This window comes from Pseudomonas sp. S2_F03, from assembly GCF_054668335.1.
This window is the reverse complement of the sequence record NZ_CP162759.1, coordinates 2,192,222-2,211,088: the sequence shown is the minus strand read 5'-3', so window position 1 is coordinate 2,211,088 and position 18,867 is coordinate 2,192,222. Positions and strand designations below refer to the sequence as shown.

The window sequence follows — 18,867 nt, the reverse complement described above, 5'->3', positions numbered from 1 at the left end:
AGCGGTAAGGCCATCGATAGATTTTCGATAGTCGACAGGCTTGGATACAGATAAAATTTTTCAACTTTTGCATCGGTTCGCGTCAAGACGAGCTGGCTCCGGAGGGGGCGGGAGCAGCGCATCCTTGTTTTGGTTCCTTTGGCGTTCTTAGTCATCGCCTATCACGATATCGCTTTGAAGTTTTTCTCACTTAGCCATAACGGCAACCCGCGACAGTCAAGTGCATCGCCTAATGGGACTCAAGCACCTTGAGCTAACAGGCGCTGATATCCTTTTGTGGGTTGGTCATATCACCGTCTTTTAGCACCTTCGCCATGTATGTCAGCTTGTCTGGGCTCTCAAGCCTTTGATGCCGAGTCTTTAGTAGATGCATCAATTAGAACTATATGTTTAGAACCGGATAGACCGTTTTTTGTCAGTATGCGTCTAACTTTATCTGCTTCAGCTAAATTAAAATACAGGATTGCCATGATCGGCGGATGCTTTGCTCGAGAGGCATCACTATAGATTTTTGCTTGGTTTTTTAAGTTTTTTTCCATGTGCGAGTTTTTAGCTAGTTTAAATTCTATTATGGATTTGTCACCGCTTCCATAAGAGACTAGAAAGTCTGCTGGTCCTCGACCATTATTAACTTCGGCGTCCGAGCTAAATTTAGAAGCGAACCAGGTTAGTTTGAACATAATCTGCAAATCGCTTTCTCTTGATATCGGGATCCCCTTTACATAAAAAAGGCGATATCCGTCTTGCTTTTCAATCACGTGTTTCAAAAATTGAACCCGTTGCATTCCTGCTTCATAGCTGTTCGGTTCTGAGTCATAAAACGAAGTTTTATCTAGCAGGTCTATAAGTTGGCGCAGTTGCTCTTGGAATAGTTTTTGAGCAGTGAGTACCTTTTCTAGACTTGAAGTGCTGGCGGCTTCTTTATTTGACTCTCTAATTCCGACATACACGTCCATTAAATTGGGGTACTGATGTATGGTCTTTTCAAAAGCGATTGCTTGCTCTTCTTTTGTCGGGTCGGCAGGCATAACCTTTGTTAGGTATAAGTTTATCTGGTCCCTAATTTGATCGTTAGGGACGCAAGAAACTACGTGACTAAAATCTTCTAGAAAACCCTTGTGGGAAATCCATGCTTCATCTTTTGTGAGTATGTCAATTGGTGTTAGTAGTACGTACTCTCTTCCGTATTTTGGTAGTATATATTGCTTTGATTTCCATGTTTCTGTTTGGTAGTTGAACTCGGCCTTTGGGATAGTGAATTTTTGTGTTTTCTCTGGCGGTATATTTTCTATAGCGAACTTTTGTGTGTATTCTGCTAGGAAGCCGTGAATTAAGTTGCACGTGAAGTCGCTAATTTGATCTTTGCCTACTCCGTGTTTTACTAGCGTCAGCTTTCCGAGGTGGGTAGATCCAGAGGTTTCACTTCCAAAGTCAGAAAAAACATCTCTAAAGTTGTTTTGAAGTGATTTTGCAAATGATGGGCCGAGTCCGCGGCCACTATTTCCAGTCTTGCTGAACCCAAACCAGTTCTCTTTAACCTCAGGGAATAGGTACCATGCCTTTATTAAACCTGAAGGCAGTTGCAAGACGGATTTTTTCTTTAGAAAAAGCATGTACTTTATTATTTCGGAGTGAAGCTTTTTTAATGTTTCGTCTTCGCTATTGAATAGTAGGAATGGGTCGACAAATAAAGGCAAGTCGTTTATTAGTGAGATGTTAAACGCACCATGGGTTTCTATTTGCTTTGGTAATACGTCAAAGAAATCTGAAAAGTAAATTCGAAGCTGGCGCTTGGCATTTTCCATGTGTGGATTCCTTAGTTAGCTCGCGATGGTTTGCTTGCTTTTTGTCCGGGAGTAGCCATTAGCAACGAAGAGATTTTCCAGTGGGTTTGGATGATGGTGGTTTCCTCAGAATTTTTTTGCACAGCCGGCAATTAAAAAATTCATTGGTGAGCCTTTGGAGAAGTAATCAAGCGCATAATTTCTTTCTCCAGGTTTCAGTGATCTGCTACCTATGGCAGATGCCCAGGAAAGCCAGTCGGACTGACCCGTTTTCAGAAATTCGCCGCGAATTTGTTTGAAACCGAACCCCTGCTCTGGGATTTCAAGTACTTTGGCTCGCGCGATTTTAAAGTCTTGTGAAAGTTCATATAGTTTAATCAAAAGTTCGCCGTAGCAACCATGCCCCATTAGATGGTCTTCGACAATGCACGTCAGCCAAAATAGCTGATACTCTAAGAAAAAGGCTTCTTGATTTAAGTAGTCCAATAGTATTGCGGATAGGTCGGGCTTTTCTGAAATTGTTCCGCAAACAGCATATATATGCTTTGCGAGGTTGGGGAAGCGGCGTAACAGAGCTGGGATATGCTCAAGGATACTATTGCTATGCGATCTTAAGAAGCTGAGGATAAGGTCTGCGTCAGACTCTTCTAGCGCTTCGTCTTTTAAGAGACCGAGCAAGGCGTTAACTTGGTCGTTGGTAAGGGTTGATTCGATTTCTGTTTCTACTTCCACGAGCTCAACAGATGATGCTGTATGCACCTCTTTGATTTCTTCAACAATCTCTATAAGGGACTCTCGAAGTTTAGTGAGTGTTTCCTCCACCCCACTAAGGTTTTTTTCAAAGTACGTCTTGCTGGGGTTGATGTTTAAGCCATACTGCCCGAGGAGCTGTTGAATTCGAGTGAAATCTTGCCACAGAACCTCAGGATTATCATGAAAAAGTGTGAAGTCATCCATGAACCGAACTAGGCAGCTTGATTTGATTTGGCCTGTTAAATCTACCAGCTTGAGGAACTCGTTACCCATCATTTTACTAGGGTAAATTCCTTGTGGAAGGAAGTCTACGCTTCTGCCTGCATTTATTTCACGAAAAAATTGCCCGAGTGCGCTGGCATCAACATCAGATACATTCGGTGCGGCAGCAAACCAATGACAGATATCGTGGTGATATAAACTATTGAAATATGACGCTATGTCAAATTGTAGATTGTGTTTGTATTTTTTACCGTTTTCGGACAGGCTTTGCGTATATTCCGTGTAGGCTGTATGGACCGAAATTTGCGTGCCACTTTTGAAACGGTATCCAAAGCTTCTTCTTTGGGGGCTAACCTCGGGTCGAAAAATAGCACGGTTACGATATGCAATATCGTACAAAAAATATTCGGCTACGGGATCAAGCTTGGATGTGCGACGAAGATGCCCATGGGGTTTCGTGGCATATACACGTTGCTGTGATAAGAAGTTGTCTGATTTATTTTTCTCATCCAGAATTTTCTGATAGATATATTCGTTGATTTCGTTTTCGTGCTGCGTCACCATCAATATATTGGTTTTTAGAGGGAACAGTGTCGCCCCAAAATCTGTTGTTATAAAGTCAGAAGTGGCGCTCATCGAGTTCTCTAATCTCATTGGTTAGGATTGGTGAAATAACAGGTTATATTCTGTTTCCCCCACACTCAGCTACGATTTGAGGCATTTTTCCATTTTATGAATTCCTCCAAAAAGAGGAGGACGGCTCAAGAGCGTTGTTGTTTTCATCGGTACTGCGCTCGGAATGACCTTAAGGTCCGGCTGAGACGGAGTGCTCGACTTTTTTGCTATCGGATCCAACAATAGCTTAAAGCCATCAGTAGGTCTAGCGCCTGCCGCTGGGCGTTATGGAGCTCATCTAGACACACGATGAACGTCCTAATGTGACACGAGGTCAGCGCCACAGTGGCGGATCTGGTCATTGGATAGATATTTCAGGCATGTTGCTCTCGTCTAAGAGATTGAGTTCCCGATTTTTTCTTAGGCAGGTAGTGATCAACGTTCGGTCGAACGTGCCCTCGCTCATAGCTGATTCGTAAGCGCGCTGATCGAACAAATCCGGGACCAAGGTTGCTATACCTGTCCTGGTATTGGAGCCAACTAGCGAGTGATCCGCTCATAGCGTTGGTGCGCATAAGCCGCGCGTAGTTCGTGGCAGCTGTTGAGGTTACGCATATGGATTGCCGGTTTATCTGTTGCGCATTGTTGAAGCCTGGCTCATCGCCCAACCTATACCGGCACACAAAAGCTTGCCTGCGATCACTGTGTGCTTTGACCGTGCCGTAATGCCGCCGTCAAACAGATCGCGCAACGCCTGCGGCCTGCCATAGCTCAATTACCGGCCATAGCCAAAATTCCGCCCATCCCGTCTGCCTACCAATGCCATGATCAATCTCCTCTCGAAGCCAAAACCTTTGAAACCTTCCCCACGTCATCCCGCCACGAATGTTGAGTGTTATCAGGGATCAAGGCCCCTGCGACCTGTGAGGGTTGTCCACTAACGCGGGACTGGCGGCTCTTTACGACCGGGAGCTTGGGCATCTCATGATCTGGCCTCCTGAGCACTTCCGCGGAAGTGGGCGGGTGGAGGCTGCGCTGGCTGACGAGACCAAAGCCGCGAGATCCTGAGTCAGGTGAAGGCAGTGAAGCGATGACCGGGCGTGCCTGACTGTCAGTCAGGTGCAGTCCATTCCGTGGGCTGCGGCACCATCATCTGCATCGCTGTTGCTGGTGACTTCGGTGTTTGTCACGCCGATTGTCACGAGGGGGAATGCCGCAAAGCCTTGTACGAGTTGGGCTGCAGCAGTGGTAGGAGCGCCCGTCTCTTTCCGGGAGAAAGAGACGGGCGCAGGCTGGCGCAATGAAATGGCCAAGCGGATAGGTTGCTGCAGGGCAGCTATGAAAGGGGAGGAGTTGCCGCAGTGGGCACACTGGTAAAAGTAGGCATCCATCACATCGCTGTGACCGTGCAAGCCGCCGGACGCTAATCGCACTTTGGGAGAACCACCACGGTGTGGCGTAGCCTTAAAGGTTCTGGCTACCTGGGTTGCTGTCAACGACAGCCCTTGCCCGATCTTTTCTACGCCTGTGGATAATTCGGGTCAAGGCTCGAATTTATGGAGATTCTGCGGCTGTGGATGAAATTATCCACCGGTGGAAATCAGTGGTTTTCCACAGACAGTTTGCGTGAGCTTTAGATTTTTTAAGTGAGGTCCCGTCAAGTAGGGAGGCTACGCATCCCTGCTTGACGGGACCCGGGCTTTAAAGTCGGTAACCAGAGAACTCGTGGCCCTACACCAATGTTGGTTGCGCCGAAGTTGCGGAAATGTCGCCTTGATACGTGGGCCTCAAGGTTCGACGCATTCAGAGGTCGCCGCCTCATCATTCCCCCGAGGATTCGCGTTGAGCCTCATCCGCGACTTCAGGTGTGGATGTAGCGTATATGGCCCATGCGTTCATCAGCTCCCGTCGCTTATCAAAAAAGTCTGATCGAGAGTACGCGCTTTCCGTTTCCCCGCGCTCGTCATGGGCCAGCGCGAGCTCGCAGATCTCTCTTGGGAAAGGCGTCTTTTCACCTGCCCAGTCCCGGAAGGTGGAGCGGAAACCGTGACGAGTGATGTGCTCATAACCCAGTGTATGTAGCAGATTTCGAATGCCATTAGCGTGCATCACGCCGCTTTGGCCGTGGCCGGGGAAAACGTAGGGACTTCTGGTGTTGATTTTCGGAAGGCCCTTCAAAAGTGAAACCACTTCTGGAGCCAGGGGGATCGCGAACGCTTGCCGGGTTTTCATGCGCTCATCAGGCAGAGACCATCGACCCGACTCCAAGTCAAACTCATCCCAGCGTGCGAATCGGACCATATGCGAGCGAGCGCCGGTTAGGATCAGTAACCGAGCCGCGACAGACGCGTGGCTGGGGTCTTTGCGCAAGGCTTCCATGAGCTTCGGCAGGTCCTGCCATTTCAGCGCAGGATGATGCTGGCGTTTGCGAGCTTTCTTCTTCTCATGCCGGCTGAGCAGGTTTTCCAGATGGCCGCGCCAGCGTGCCGGATTCTCTCCAGTCCTGAGACCTTGGGCACTGGCGGCATCCAGGATTTGTTCGATTTGCCCACGTACTTCGTCAGCTGTCCGCGTTTTGGTTGCCCATAGTGGTTGCAGTGCTTTGATCAGGTGTTTGGTCTCGACCTGGTCGGCTGACAACTTCCCTATCGTAGGGAAAGCATAGAGTTCGAGTTTCCTCAGCCAGCCTTTGCGCCATTTCTCCGACCAGCTCGAACCGTGGGCATCTCGATAGTCGGTGGCCAATTTCTCAAAGATAATTAGCTGCGCCAGTTCTCGACGTTCAGCTTCCCGTTGAGCGGCTTGTTCAGCCTGTCGTTTTGCGAGGGGGTCAGTGCCCTTGAGGATCTGGACTTTGTTTTCATAGGCGGCCGCGCGGGCCTTTTTTAGATCGAGCTGGGGGTAGCCACCCAATCCCATTTCTCGTCGTTTGCCGTGTAACTGAAACCGCAGCACCCAGTTTTTTCGCCCCGTAGTTTTGACGATAAGGCGCAGTCCCTCGCCGTCTTCGTAGGTGCCTGGTTCGGTCACATTTTCGACATACTTTGCGGTCAGCTTACCCATCTTTTCTGTCCTCTGGTCCCCCACTTGATCCCCCACTTGGCTGTGGAAGACGATGGATGAAAAAGGAAGTCACAGGAACAAAAATAGGCTGAAACCCTTGATCTAGCAAGGCTATCGCGGTTTTCTGTAGATGAGGATGGCTTTCAAAAAGACATTAAAAAAGCCGGCTTGTGGCCGGCTTCTCGGGGACTGGCTTGGATCATTTTTGGTAAACCGCGCCAGCCTTCAAAACGTACACCCGGATCTTGCGTCCGGCTGTGGGACTCTGGCGAGAAAATCATCTGCCGTGTCGGTGCGATCAGAGCCGCGGGGCGGGTTGATGCGCAAATGTGGGGCGCAGCATACTGATTTTTTGAGGGAATTCCCAGTGTGGTGTGCGGGGTAGAGCGATTGCGGTGATGTGTAGCAGCTGGCGAAGCCTGCGTTCGGCTGCGAAGCAGTCGTCAATCCGATACCCGCGGTGTACTGAAACATCGGGGTGAATGGTTGTACGACTGCTGCGCAGTCGAACGCAGGCTTCGCCAGCTGCTACAGGGGTGAGTGCTCAAAGGAACGGCACCGACGGCCTACGTTTGTTAAGTGTCGACCACCAAAACACCCACCCCAGCACCCTGATGTTCTGCTTATCAATCTGCTCCGCGCTGAAAATCTCATCCGGGTGCTCGGTTTTGTTGTAGCTGCGCAATCGCAGCGCATTCCCGGGCATGCGGTGCAGGTATTTGATGCGCAGCATCCCGTCATGGTCGAGGGCGTAAATTTCCCCATCAATCACCTTGGTCAACCCACGGTCGATGGCGAGGGTGGAGCCGTCCTCAATCCTCGCGCCCATGCTATTACCGAGCATGTGAATGCCGATCGCGTCAGCATGGTTGATTTCCAGGGAGTCGAGGTGGCTTTTGGGCAGGCGGATAAATTGGCCGGTGTCTTCCACGATGTGGGTTTTGTGAGACCCCGGGGCGATGGGTGATTCTTTGTAGAGGGGCAGTTCGACGTCGCTCGGCTCGATGACCGTGTAGATACCACGAATCGCCTGGGCGTCGAAGGTGTTGCCTGACTCGTCGAGCAGGCGCAGGTGTTTGGAGTCTTGTGGACCCTCACCGGTCTTGAGCCAGTCGCTGTTGACCGACAGCAGTCTGGACACCTCTTCCATGCGGTAGGCGGGCACGCCGCGGGTGTACCAGTTGTGGATGTTTTGCGCTTCCGTGTCGAAGAAAGCGGCAAATCCTGTCGTCGTTATGTTCGCTTTTTCGAGGAGCGCTTTAAACCGTGGGCCGCTAGTGTTCTTTTTCATAAACACGAGTCTACGGGCGCAGGGTGGGCGTTTGAATAAACGAACCGTTCAAATTTCGAGGGAAATTTACGACCGGATGTAAGACGTATTTTGAACAAATTAAACAAGAAAAAACCGTGACGAGCGCGAGATAAACGTCCTGTTTAAAAACCACTTTGTGAGCGCGCACAAAAAACCCCGGATCAACCGGGGTTTTTTCTAGTCGTCAGTGGCGCAAGGCCAAAGGCGTCTTAGCCTTTGTAGGCTGCAACCGACTTGGTGATCGCGTCACGAGCGGCGTCTGCGCCAGCCCAGCCTTCGATCTTCACCCACTTGCCTTTTTCGAGATCTTTGTAGTTCGCGAAGAAGTGCTCGATCTGCTGGATCAGCAGCGGCGGCAGATCGGTGTATTCCTTCACATCGACGTACAGCTGGGACAGCTTGTCGTGCGGAACTGCGATGACTTTGGCATCGCCGCCGCCGTCGTCGGTCATGTTCAGGATGCCAACCGGACGGGCGCGGATTACCGAACCTGGAGCAACCGGGTAAGGGGTCACGACCAGCACGTCGAGGGGATCGCCGTCGTCAGCCAGGGTGTTCGGGATGTAACCGTAGTTGGCCGGGTAGAACATTGGGGTGGCCATGAAACGGTCAACGAACAGGCAATCGCTGTCTTTGTCGATTTCGTATTTGATCGGCGCGTGGTTGGCCGGAATCTCGATCGCGACATAGATGTCGTTCGGCAGGTCTTTGCCAGCCGGAATCTTGCTGTAGCTCATTGGGCGTTGCCCCCGTTAGTTGACCAGAAATACTTGGCCGGATTGACCAAAAAGTGGCGGCGATTATAGGCATATTCCGCCGATGACGCTATGTACCAGAGGTCGTGTAGACCTTAGTCGTGGTCCCGGTAGACCGGATCTTCAGCCAGAAGTTGCCGTAACCGGCTCAGCGGATCCTGCCGGTAGAAAAGCTTCAGTTGTTCATACACCTGTGGATAAGTCTCGTGCAGCAAATCCGGGGCGCTGAAGAAGTATTCACTGGTGACGGCAAAAAACTCGGCGGGGTTTTCTGCCGCGTACGGGTCGATGGCGGTTTCGGCATCCGGGTTGCGCTCCAGTTGCCGGTCGAGGTCATTGTAGGCCTCTTGCATCACCTTGGCCCATTCGCTGACCCGCATGTCGGGGTGCAGCGGCGGCAGGCCGTTGGCGACGCCGTTGAGCATGTCGAGTTTGTGCGCCAGTTCGTGGATCACCAGGTTGTAGCCTTCCCAGCCACCACTGGCCATTACGCCAGGCCAGGCGAGAATGATCGGCCCTTGCTGCCACGCCTCGCCACTGTGTTCGCCGTCCCACTCATGCTCCACGCCGCTGGCATCGCGATGGCGCTGGGGGCTGAGGAAGTCATCGGGGTAGAGGATGATTTCGTGAAAACCCTGATACCAGTTCAAGTCGCCCAGATTCAGCAGCGGCAATTGCGCCTGCGCTGCCAGCAACAGGCGTTGCTCCTGGTGCAGTTCGACGCCGGGCAGGGCGGTCAGGTGTTTGTCTTCGAGGAACAGCACGCAGGCTTCGCGCAGCCATTGGTCTTCAACGGGGCTGATGCCATCGAGAAAGCTCAGGTGCTGGCGCACCCGCTGCCACATGTCGTCGGCAATCGGGTGCTTGGCCAAGGTGCGCTGGCGGCGCCAGGCGCTAAGCGACCACATCGCAGTTCAGCGCGATTGGGCTTTGGACGCGGCGTTGGCGAGGCGGCTGCGGACCATGCCGATGATCATTGGAACCAGCGACAGCAGGATGATGCCCACCACCAGCAGCGACAGGTTTTTCTTGATGAACGGTACGTTGCCGAAGAAGTAACCGAGGGTCACCAGGCCGCCGACCCACAGGATCGTGCCGAAGACGCTGAAGAAAAAGAAACGCGGGTAAGGCATTTTCCCGACACCGGCGACGAACGGTGCAAACGTGCGGATGATCGGCAGGAAGCGCGCCATCGTTACGGTTTTGCCGCCGTGCTTGTCATAGAAATCGTGGGTTTGTTGCAGGTAATCGCGGCGGAAAATTTTCGAGTTCGGGTTACTGAACAGTTTTTCGCCTGCCGTTCGACCGATGAGGTAGTTGGTGCTGTCACCGAGAATCGCCGCCAGCATCAACAGGCCTCCCAGCAATACAGGGTCCATGCCGCCACCGGCTGCAACAGCACCCGCGATAAATAGCAGAGAGTCGCCTGGCAAGAACGGCATCACCACCAGACCGGTTTCACAGAAAATCACCAAAAAGAGAATGGCGTAGATCCAGGCCCCGTAGTTGGTCACCAGCATGTCGAGGTAAACGTCGAGATGCAGCACGATGTCGATCGGGTTGAAATCCATATAAAGCACCTGTGGTGATGGCCCGGCTCTGCAGGCCTGTGCGGATGACTTGGTATTTAGACTACTGGTAGATGTAGTTTTTCTTACAAGCCGGAAAGGTCGCGATTATACGGACTGAAAAGTGAAAAGAGCGTTCAGTTTGTAGCGAGGGATGTCGCGGGGGGATGGATGGTTGATGCGGATTTTTGTGGGAGCCAGGGAGGGCTCCCACAGTCGATCGGTGCGGTCAGAGTTCGTCGCTGATCGGCAGCACGTAGTTCTTGAACTCGGTGTCTTCCTTGAATCCGATGGATTCATAGGTTTTGCGCGCGACTTCGTTGTGGCTGCTGGTGGAAACACGCATGCGTACGGCATTGGTTTCCTTGGCCATCTTCTTCGCGGTGCGGATCAGGTTATCGGCCACCAACTGGCGGCGGGCATCTTCGGCGACATAGATGTCGTTGAGGATCCACACGCGTTTAAGCGAAAGGGACGAGAAACTCGGATACAGCTGGCAGAAACCCATCAGTTTGTTGCTGTCGTCATCAGACAGCGCGAGATAAATCACCGATTCCTTGCGACGCAGGCGCTTTTCGAGAAAGGCACGCGACGAGTCCGGGTAAGGCAGGGATCCATAAAACTCACGATACTTCACGAACAGTGGGGCCAGAAGGTCCAGGTGCTCGAGGGTCGCTTGAATAATCCGCATGGTAGGTCTCGTCTTCAAATGGCTGTCTTACGTTGATGACGGCGATGGGAAACCCGTGGCGGCCGTTCGTCGATCCTGCCTGAAACCGGCGCGCAAACGCAATGCGGAAACGGTTCAGGCTTCAGGCTGGCCCAACAGGAAGTTTCGTTTCAGGTCCGCGCTGGTGTCCGAATCCAAGGTCTGGAGTTGCGCTTCATCCTTTAGATTGACCCCCGACAACTGTCTGCAACAGGCCTCGCGCATCAAATACACCAAGCGGTGAGCGGCCATGCCATAACTCAGCCCTTCGAGCCGGACGTTGGAGATGCAATTGCGAAAAGCATCCGTCAGCCCGACCTTTGGATTGTAGGTGAAATATAACCCCAGGCTGTCTGGCGAGCTGAGTCCAGGGCGTTCGCCGATCAGGATCACCGTCATTTTCGCCCCCATCAGCTCACCGATTTCGTCGGCCACCGCGACGCGGCCCTGTTCCACCAGCATCACCGGCGATACGGACCAGCCTTCGGCCAGCACCTGTTCCTCCAGGCGCTTCAGAAACGGCAGGGTATGGCGATGAACGGCCAGTGCCGACAGCCCATCGGCCACCACAATCACCAGATCGACGCCGCCGGGATTGGCCGCCGCATAATTGCGTAGTGTCTGCGCCGACGGATCACTCAGTTTTCGGCCCAAATCAGGGCGTTGCAAATAGCTGTTTCGGTCTGCGGCGGCGCTGTGCAGCAACACACTGGCGCGTCCGATCTCAGCCAATTGCTTGCTGAGCTCTGCGTGGTCGAATGGCAAATGCACCGCGTCCCGCGCCTGCGCATGGGCGTACTGGAAATCCAGTTGAGCGCTGGTCGGCATGCTCGTGCCAGTGCGGCCCAAGGCAATGCGCGCCGGTGTCAGGCGGCGCAACCCCAGCAGCGGGTTTTGTGGATCAACAGTTGGCTTATCCATAAAAGCACTCATCCCAGTTGCGCCATCGCTTGGCGGAAGGCCGGTGGCAGGCTGTCGCCGAAGTGAATCTTGCCGTCGGCCTGGGTAAAAATGCCCATTTTTGCCAGCCACAGTTCGAATTCCGGTGCTGGTTTCAGTCCCAGCGTCTGGCGGGCGTAGAGGGCATCGTGGAACGAGGTGGTCTGGTAGTTGAGCATGATGTCGTCGGAGCCGGGGATGCCCATGATGAAGTTGATCCCGGCCACACCCAGCAGGGTCAGCAGGGTGTCCATGTCGTCCTGGTCGGCCTCGGCGTGGTTGGTGTAACAGATATCGCAACCCATCGGCACGCCCAACAGCTTGCCGCAGAAGTGGTCTTCGAGGCCGGCACGAATGATCTGTTTGCCGTTGTAGAGGTATTCCGGGCCAATAAATCCTACAACCGTGTTCACCAGGAATGGCTTGAAGTGTCGTGCCACCGCGTAGGCGCGGGTTTCACAGGTTTGCTGGTCGATACCGTGGTGGGCGTTGGCTGACAGCGCGCTGCCCTGGCCAGTTTCGAAATACATCAGGTTTTGGCCCAGTGTTCCGCGATTGAGGCTCAAGCCGGCGTCATAGCCTTCGCGCAAGACGTTCAGGTTGATGCCAAAACTGGCGTTGGCCGCTTCGGTGCCGGCGATCGACTGGAACACCAGGTCCAGCGGAACACCGCGATTGATCGCCTCGATCGATGTGGTGACATGGGTCAGCACGCAGGCCTGAGTCGGGATTTCGTAGCGCTGGATGATCGCGTCGAGCATTTCCAGCATGGCGCAGATAGAGGCGATGCTGTCGGTGGCCGGGTTGATGCCGATCATCGCGTCGCCGTTACCATACAGCAGGCCGTCGAGAATGCTCGCGGCAATACCGGCGGGCTCGTCGGTGGGGTGGTTGGGTTGCAAGCGGGTGGATAACCGGCCACGCAAACCCAGGGTGCCGCGAAACTTCGTGACCACGCGGATCTTCTGTGCCACCAGGACCAGGTCCTGGACGCGCATGATTTTCGACACGGCGGCCACCATTTCCGGCGTCAGGCCGGGGGCGAGTGCACGCAGGCTCAGTTCATCGGCAGCGTCGCTGAGCAGCCAGTCGCGAAAACCGCCGACAGTGAGGTGGCTGACCACGGCGAAGGCGTGTGTGTCGTGAGTGTCGATGATCAGTCGGGTGACTTCATCGGCCTCGTAGGGAATCAGTACTTCCTGCAGGAAATGCGTCAGCGGGATGTCAGCCAGGGCCATCTGCGCAGCGACCCGCTCGCCATCATTGAGCGCAGCGACGCCCGCCAGGAAGTCACCGGAGCGCGCCGGACTGGCCTTGGCCATGACGTCCTTGAGGCTCTCGAAGCGATAGGTCAGAGCGCCGATGGAGTGGGCAAATGCGGCCATGGGACAGTGTCCTCCTGATTCTGAAATGATGACCTGTAGGAGCAAGGCTTGCCCGCGATGGCATCACCGCGGTGTAGCTGTCCGATCGCAGTGATGCCATCGCGGGCAAGCCTTGCTCCTGCAGGGCAGGGTTGTCGACCCCAAATAGGGCAGGCGCCGGGGGATTGGCCCGGCGCCGGTGCATCTCAAATACCTTCGAGCATCGCGTCGGCTGGCGCATCGGCGCGTTGCCTGGCGGTCAATTGGAAATACAGGTAGCCGGCCGCCATGAAGCCGAGAAACACACACCCGATCAGCGTGTTGAACCAGGCCATCGCTACCAGGCACACCACCGCCAGAAACAGCGCAATCCCCGGCACGATCGGATAGCCCGGCGCGCGGAAGGTGCGTTCCAGGTTCGGTTCGGTTTTACGCAGTTTGAACAGGCTCAGCATACTGATGATGTACATCACAATGGCACCGAATACCGACATGGTGATCATCGCCGCCGTCAGGGTCATGCCTTGCAGGTTGACCAGGCCATCGCTGTAAATCGCCGCAATACCGATCACGCCGCCGGCCAAAATGGCCCGGTGCGGGGTCTGGAAACGCGAGAGTTTGGCCAGGCTGCTTGGCAGATAACCGGCACGCGCCAGGGCGAAGAACTGACGGGAGTAACCGAGGATGATCCCGTGGAAGCTCGCCACCAGGCCGAACAGGCCAATCCAGACCAGCATGTGCATCCACGTGGAGTTGTTGCCGACCACGGCTTTCATCGCCTGCGGCAGCGGGTCGTTGATGTTCGACAGTTGGCGCCAGTCGCCGACGCCGCCGGCCATGACCATCACGCCGATGGCCAGGAACACCAGGGTCAGAATGCCGCTGACGTAAGCCTTGGGAATCGTGCGTTTCGGGTCCTTGGCCTCTTCGGCTGCCATTGCCGCACCTTCAATTGCGAGGAAAAACCAGATCGCGAAGGGAATGGCGGCGAAGATGCCGGGAATGGACGCGATCGTGAACTCGTTGGACCCTGACCAGCCATTGAGCACAAAGTTGCTGAAGCTGAAACCCGGCGCCACCACGCCCATGAACACCAGCAGTTCGGCGACCGCCAGCACGGTGACCACCAGTTCGAAGGTCGCAGCGATGCTGACCCCGAGGATGTTCAGGCCCATGAACACGAAATACGCACCAACTGCCGCGATTTTCGGATCAAGTTCCGGGTATTGCACGTTGAGGTAGGCGCCGATGGCCATGGCAATGGCCGGTGGCGCAAAGACGAATTCAATCAGGGTGGCGATGCCGGCGATCAATCCGCCTTTCTCACCAAACGCCCGCCGGCTGTAGGCAAAGGGCCCGCCAGCGTGGGGAATTGCGGTCGTCAGTTCGGTGAAACTGAAGATAAAGCAGGTGTACATCGTCGCCACCATCAGGGCGGTGACGAGAAATCCCAGTGTGCCTGCGGTGCCCCAGCCGTAACTCCAGCCGAAGTATTCGCCGGAAATCACCAGGCCGACGGCAATGCCCCATAGATGCAGGGTGCCGAGTGTGGGTTTGAGCTGTGTAGAAGAAGTCATAAGTCCTCGCTGTCTTTTTTATTGTTTGATCTTTTGGACTTGCGGTACGACGTTTGGGGGGTGGAAGCCTGAATAGCGGGTACGCAAAGCCCGTGCCAGAGCGGCCAGCCTTTTGTTTTGTGTCATTTAAGACGCCATCGCGAGCAAGCTCGCTCCCACAGGATCTCTGGTGGGTTGCAAATCCACTGTGGGAGCGAGCTTGCTCGCGATGGCTGCTTGAAGGGCGACACAGAGATACCTGTGTCGCCCTCGATTTTTAGAAGAAGCCCAGCGGATTGATGTCGTAGCTCACCAGCAGGTTTTTGGTCTGCTGATAGTGATCAAGCATCATCTTGTGGGTTTCACGGCCGACGCCGGACTTTTTGTAGCCACCGAACGCGGCATGCGCCGGGTACAGGTGGTAGCAGTTGGTCCACACACGACCGGCCTTGATGGCGCGGCCCATGCGGTAGGCGCGGTTGATGTCGCGGGTCCAGAGGCCGGCACCCAGGCCGAACTCGGTGTCGTTGGCGATGGCCAGGGCTTCGGCTTCGTCCTTGAAGGTGGTGATGCTCACCACCGGGCCAAAGATTTCTTCCTGGAACACGCGCATTTTGTTGGTGCCCTTGAGCAGGGTCGGCTGGATGTAATACCCGGTCGCCAGGCTGCCCTCGAGTTTTTCTATCTTGCCGCCGGTCAGCAGCTCGGCGCCTTCGCCCTTGGCGATTTCCAGATACGAAAGGATTTTGTCGAATTGCTGCTCGGACGCCTGAGCGCCGACCATGGTGTCGGTGTCCAGCGGGTCGCCACGTTTGATCGACAGCACTTTCTTCATCACGACTTTCATGAAGTCGTCGTAGATCGACTCTTGCACCAGGGCGCGGGACGGGCAGGTGCAGACTTCGCCCTGGTTGAAGAAGGCGAGCACCAGGCCCTCAGCGGCTTTTTCGATGAAGGACGGTTCGGCCTGCATGATGTCTTCGAAGAAGATGTTCGGCGATTTGCCACCCAGCTCCACAGTGGACGGAATGATGTTTTCGGCGGCGCATTTCATGATGTGCGAGCCGACCGGGGTTGAGCCGGTGAAGGCAATCTTGGCAATGCGCTTGCTGGTGGCCAGCGCTTCGCCGGCCTCTTTGCCGAAGCCTTGCACGATGTTCAATACGCCGGGTGGCAGCAGGTCGCCGATCAGCTCGACCAGCACGGTAATGCCCAGCGGAGTCTGCTCGGCAGGCTTGAGCACTACGCAGTTACCGGCGGCCAGGGCCGGGGCGAGTTTCCAGGCGGCCATCAGGATCGGGAAGTTCCACGGGATGATCTGCCCGACCACGCCCAGCGGTTCATGGATGTGATAGGCCACGGTGTTGCCGTCGATCTCGGCGGCGCTGCCTTCCTGAGCGCGGATGCAACCGGCGAAGTAGCGGAAGTGGTCGGCGGCCAGCGGGATGTCGGCGTTCAGGGTTTCCCGTACGGCTTTGCCGTTGTCCCAGGATTCGGTGATTGCCAGCAGTTCCAGGTTTTGCTCGATGCGGTCGGCGATTTTCAGCAGCACCAGCGAGCGCGCCTGGGCGGACGTGGCGCCCCAGGCATCGGCGGCGGCATGAGCAGCGTCCAGGGCCTTGTCGATGTCTTCGGCGGTGGAACGTGGGAATTCGGCAATCGGTTGGCCATTCACTGGCGAGGTGTTGGTGAAGTACTGACCTTTGACAGGCGCGACGAACTCGCCGCCGATGTAGTTACCGTATTTGGCCTTGAACGAAACGATAGCGCCTTCAGTACCGGGGTGAGCGTAACGCATGATGTTGTCTCCTTGGCTTTTGTATTTATAAGAAGAGGCGCATGTGCGCTTGCTTTAAGCGTAGAGCAAGGGTCGGGCCAGCGCCTTGCATGTCAGGCAAATCAAGGCCTTGCGCGGTTTTTGTCGGACAGGCGGGCGGCGCCTGTGACGGTTTCGGTACAGCGTGCGTGACACTTTGTACCGCTAGTGGCACAGCCTGTGACTGACGGGTCTTGCCAGCATTGCAATGCAGGCTAGGCTGGAGGATGCTCGGACTCGCGCACTCTGTAGCAGCTGCCGAAGGCTGCGTCAGAGTGCGAAGCGCTCTCTTGGATTTGGCACTGAAATACGGGATACCGGTTTACGACCGCTTCGCGGCCGGACGCAGCCTTCGGCGGCTGCTACACGGGGGCGAGCCAGACCCTGCGGGGAGAATAATAAGAAATGCACGACAATCATTTGAGTCGCCATGCCCAGCAAGTCTTGACCGTTACCCAGGGCAAATCGCACCTGCGCGGTCCCGGCAGCGATCCGTCCATTGCCCGTTCCTGGCTGCGTTGTCTTGAGGACTATCACCTCGACCCGGCCTTGACCATGGCGCCGACGGTGCTGGAACACGGTCGAGTGCTGGAAAGCCGTGAACGCTTGCAGCAAGTGCTGCACATCGCCGGCAATGAAATGACCAGCCTCCACCAACAGCTTTCCGGCGCTGGCCATGCCGTGTTGCTGACCGACGCCCGTGGCGTGATCCTCAATTGCGTCACCGCGCCCGCCGAGCGCAAGATTTTCGAGCGCGCCGGCCTGTGGCTCGGCGCCGACTGGAGTGAAGCCTGCGAAGGCACCAACGGCATCGGCACCTGCCTGGTGGAACGGCAGTCGCTGACCATCCATCAGGACGAACATTTTCGCGGACGCCATACCGGCCTGACCTGTTCGGCGAGCCCGGTGTTCGATCCCCATGGTGAACTGCTGGCGGTGCTCGACGTATCGTCGGCGCGCCACGATGTCTCCCGGCAAAGCCAGTTTCACACCATGGCCCTGGTCAATCTGTCGGCGAAGATGATCGAAAGCTGCTATTTCCTGCGCTACTTCGACAATCAATGGTTGTTGCGCTTTCATTTGCAGGCCGAATCCGTCGGGCTGTTCAGCGAAGGGCTGCTGGCGTTCGACGGAGAAGGGCGGATCAGTGCAGTCAACCAGAGCGCGCTGAACTTGCTGGGGCATATTCGCGGCGGCTTGCTGGGTAAGCCGGTCGAGGCGTTTTTCGACTGTTCGCTGGATGAGCTGCTCGGCCGCGCGAGTGTCAACGCCAGTGCCAGTTGGCCGTTGCGCACCCGAGACGGGCGAAGTCTGTTTGCCGTTTTGCGCGGGCAGCCACGCAGCATTCCGGTGCCTGTTGTGCAAAACCCGGTACTTGCCGAACGTGCGCCGCTGTCAGGCATCTGTCTCGGTGATACGGCGTTGCAAGAGGATTTTCGCAAGTCACTGAGGGTGTTCGAGCGCGACGTGCCGCTGCTGATCAACGGCGAAACCGGTTCCGGCAAAGAGGCATTCGCCAAAGCCGTGCACCAGGCCAGTCAGCGCTCAGAAAAAGCCTTCGTCGCCCTTAACTGCGCGGCCATTCCTGAAAGCCTGATCGAGAGTGAGTTGTTTGGCTATCGCGGCGGCAGTTTCACCGGCGCGCGCAAGGAAGGCATGCGTGGCAAGTTGCAGCAGGCCGATGGCGGAACACTGTTCCTCGACGAAATCGGCGACATGCCCCTGGCCCTGCAGACCCGGCTATTGAGGGTGTTGGAGGATCGACAGGTGGTGCCGATTGGCGGGGAGCCGGAGGCGGTCAACGTACGAATCATCAGTGCTACGCACCGTAATCTGTTGGAGCGGGTGCAGGACGGCGGCTTCCGTGAGGATTTGTATTACCGGCTCAATGGGCTGGAAGTTGCGTTACCGGCGCTAAGGGATCGCAGTGATAAATCCCAATTGCTCGACTTCTTGCTGGAACAAGAGACGGGCGGTGAAGCGGTGCAGATCGATGCGGCAGCGCGTCAGGCGTTGCTGGGCTTCAACTGGCCGGGGAATGTGCGGCAATTGCGTAACGTGCTGCGCACACTGGCGGCGCTGTGTGAGAACGGGAAGATCGGGTGGGAGGATTTGCCGGCGATGATTCGACAGGCGCGGCCGGCGCCGGTGATGACTGTTGAAGCATCGTCGGATCATCCGCTGGACGATGCCGAACGGGTGGCGTTGTTGAATGCGCTGGAACACACGCGTTGGCACATGACGCATACCGCCGAGCAGTTGGGGGTCAGCCGAAATACGCTTTATAGAAAGCTGCGTAAACACGGCATCGCCCGCTAAATCGCGTCGCCCCCATCGCGGGCAAGCCCACTCCCACAGGATTTTCAGTGACCTGTGGGAGTGGGCTTGCCCGCGATGGCGTCTGTGAGACC

At 55.4% G+C, this 18,867-nt stretch carries 13 protein-coding genes and 1 pseudogene; 1 reads left to right on the top strand and 13 read right to left on the bottom strand.

The annotated features are described in order from the left end of the window. Nucleotides 1-338: 338 nt before the first annotated feature. The 13 genes and pseudogenes from AB4N76_RS10460 to exaC all read right to left on the bottom strand — a co-directional run bounded on the left by AB4N76_RS10460 (nucleotide 339) and on the right by exaC (nucleotide 16,438). The gene (locus tag AB4N76_RS10460) at nucleotides 339-1,805 is read right to left on the bottom strand and encodes a hypothetical protein (RefSeq protein ID WP_460164442.1); all 1,467 of its coding nucleotides are present in this window, start codon (nucleotides 1,803-1,805) and stop codon (nucleotides 339-341) included. A 105-nt stretch (nucleotides 1,806-1,910) separates the two neighbouring features. Then, a complete protein-coding gene (gene drt5 / locus AB4N76_RS10455) occupies nucleotides 1,911-3,395 on the bottom strand; it encodes an antiviral reverse transcriptase Drt5 (protein WP_154845992.1) in 1,485 nt (494 codons plus the stop codon). Between the two features lie 593 nt (nucleotides 3,396-3,988). Continuing rightward, a pseudogene (locus AB4N76_RS10450) lies at nucleotides 3,989-4,149 on the bottom strand (integrase domain-containing protein); the annotation flags it as partial. Between the two features lie 1,046 nt (nucleotides 4,150-5,195). Continuing rightward, entirely contained in the window at nucleotides 5,196-6,437 is a 1,242-nt protein-coding gene (locus AB4N76_RS10445) for a tyrosine-type recombinase/integrase (RefSeq protein WP_460164441.1), read from the bottom strand. 544 nt (nucleotides 6,438-6,981) lie between these two features. After that, nucleotides 6,982-7,728 (bottom strand): S24 family peptidase, encoded by a 747-nt coding sequence (locus tag AB4N76_RS10440; RefSeq protein WP_460164606.1) that lies wholly within the window; start codon nucleotides 7,726-7,728, stop codon nucleotides 6,982-6,984. A 230-nt stretch (nucleotides 7,729-7,958) separates the two neighbouring features. After that, entirely contained in the window at nucleotides 7,959-8,486 is a 528-nt protein-coding gene (gene ppa / locus AB4N76_RS10435) for an inorganic diphosphatase (protein ID WP_008052339.1), read from the bottom strand. Between the two features lie 113 nt (nucleotides 8,487-8,599). Next, on the bottom strand, nucleotides 8,600-9,412 hold the full coding sequence (locus AB4N76_RS10430) for a M90 family metallopeptidase (protein WP_046028754.1): 813 nt from the start codon (nucleotides 9,410-9,412) through the stop codon (nucleotides 8,600-8,602). A 6-nt stretch (nucleotides 9,413-9,418) separates the two neighbouring features. Continuing rightward, nucleotides 9,419-10,075, bottom strand: a complete 657-nt coding sequence (locus tag AB4N76_RS10425; RefSeq protein ID WP_046028753.1) for a DedA family protein — start codon at nucleotides 10,073-10,075, stop codon at nucleotides 9,419-9,421. A gap of 226 nt (nucleotides 10,076-10,301) precedes the next feature. After that, a complete protein-coding gene (locus AB4N76_RS10420; RefSeq protein WP_046028751.1) occupies nucleotides 10,302-10,763 on the bottom strand; it encodes a GNAT family N-acetyltransferase in 462 nt (153 codons plus the stop codon). Nucleotides 10,764-10,877: 114 nt separating this feature from the next. Next, nucleotides 10,878-11,702, bottom strand: coding sequence for an ethanolamine ammonia-lyase subunit EutC (gene eutC / locus AB4N76_RS10415; protein ID WP_460164440.1), 825 nt, complete (start codon nucleotides 11,700-11,702; stop codon nucleotides 10,878-10,880). Nucleotides 11,703-11,710: 8 nt separating this feature from the next. Further along, entirely contained in the window at nucleotides 11,711-13,105 is a 1,395-nt protein-coding gene (locus AB4N76_RS10410) for an ethanolamine ammonia-lyase subunit EutB (protein ID WP_046028748.1), read from the bottom strand. A gap of 185 nt (nucleotides 13,106-13,290) precedes the next feature. After that, on the bottom strand, nucleotides 13,291-14,661 hold the full coding sequence (gene eat / locus AB4N76_RS10405; RefSeq protein ID WP_109786355.1) for an ethanolamine permease: 1,371 nt from the start codon (nucleotides 14,659-14,661) through the stop codon (nucleotides 13,291-13,293). A gap of 256 nt (nucleotides 14,662-14,917) precedes the next feature. After that, nucleotides 14,918-16,438 carry an acetaldehyde dehydrogenase ExaC gene (gene exaC / locus AB4N76_RS10400; RefSeq protein ID WP_046028746.1) on the bottom strand — a complete coding sequence of 507 codons (1,521 nt, stop codon included), beginning with the start codon at nucleotides 16,436-16,438 and terminating at the stop codon, nucleotides 14,918-14,920. 423 nt (nucleotides 16,439-16,861) lie between these two features. Between exaC and AB4N76_RS10395 the strand changes: the two genes are divergently transcribed. Next, entirely contained in the window at nucleotides 16,862-18,775 is a 1,914-nt protein-coding gene (locus AB4N76_RS10395) for a sigma-54-dependent Fis family transcriptional regulator (protein ID WP_460164439.1), read from the top strand. The last annotated feature ends 92 nt before the right edge of the window (nucleotides 18,776-18,867 follow it).

Coding starts and splice junctions, on each gene's coding strand:
- AB4N76_RS10460 (WP_460164442.1), bottom strand. CDS start 1,805: ATGGAAAATGCCAAGCGCCAGCTTCGAATTTACTTTTCAGATTTCTTT.
- drt5 (WP_154845992.1), bottom strand. CDS start 3,395: ATGAGCGCCACTTCTGACTTTATAACAACAGATTTTGGGGCGACACTG.
- AB4N76_RS10445 (WP_460164441.1), bottom strand. CDS start 6,437: ATGGGTAAGCTGACCGCAAAGTATGTCGAAAATGTGACCGAACCAGGC.
- AB4N76_RS10440 (WP_460164606.1), bottom strand. CDS start 7,728: ATGAAAAAGAACACTAGCGGCCCACGGTTTAAAGCGCTCCTCGAAAAA.
- ppa (WP_008052339.1), bottom strand. CDS start 8,486: ATGAGCTACAGCAAGATTCCGGCTGGCAAAGACCTGCCGAACGACATC.
- AB4N76_RS10430 (WP_046028754.1), bottom strand. CDS start 9,412: ATGTGGTCGCTTAGCGCCTGGCGCCGCCAGCGCACCTTGGCCAAGCAC.
- AB4N76_RS10425 (WP_046028753.1), bottom strand. CDS start 10,075: ATGGATTTCAACCCGATCGACATCGTGCTGCATCTCGACGTTTACCTC.
- AB4N76_RS10420 (WP_046028751.1), bottom strand. CDS start 10,763: ATGCGGATTATTCAAGCGACCCTCGAGCACCTGGACCTTCTGGCCCCA.
- eutC (WP_460164440.1), bottom strand. CDS start 11,702: ATGGATAAGCCAACTGTTGATCCACAAAACCCGCTGCTGGGGTTGCGC.
- AB4N76_RS10410 (WP_046028748.1), bottom strand. CDS start 13,105: ATGGCCGCATTTGCCCACTCCATCGGCGCTCTGACCTATCGCTTCGAG.
- eat (WP_109786355.1), bottom strand. CDS start 14,661: ATGACTTCTTCTACACAGCTCAAACCCACACTCGGCACCCTGCATCTA.
- exaC (WP_046028746.1), bottom strand. CDS start 16,438: ATGCGTTACGCTCACCCCGGTACTGAAGGCGCTATCGTTTCGTTCAAG.
- AB4N76_RS10395 (WP_460164439.1), top strand. CDS start 16,862: ATGCACGACAATCATTTGAGTCGCCATGCCCAGCAAGTCTTGACCGTT.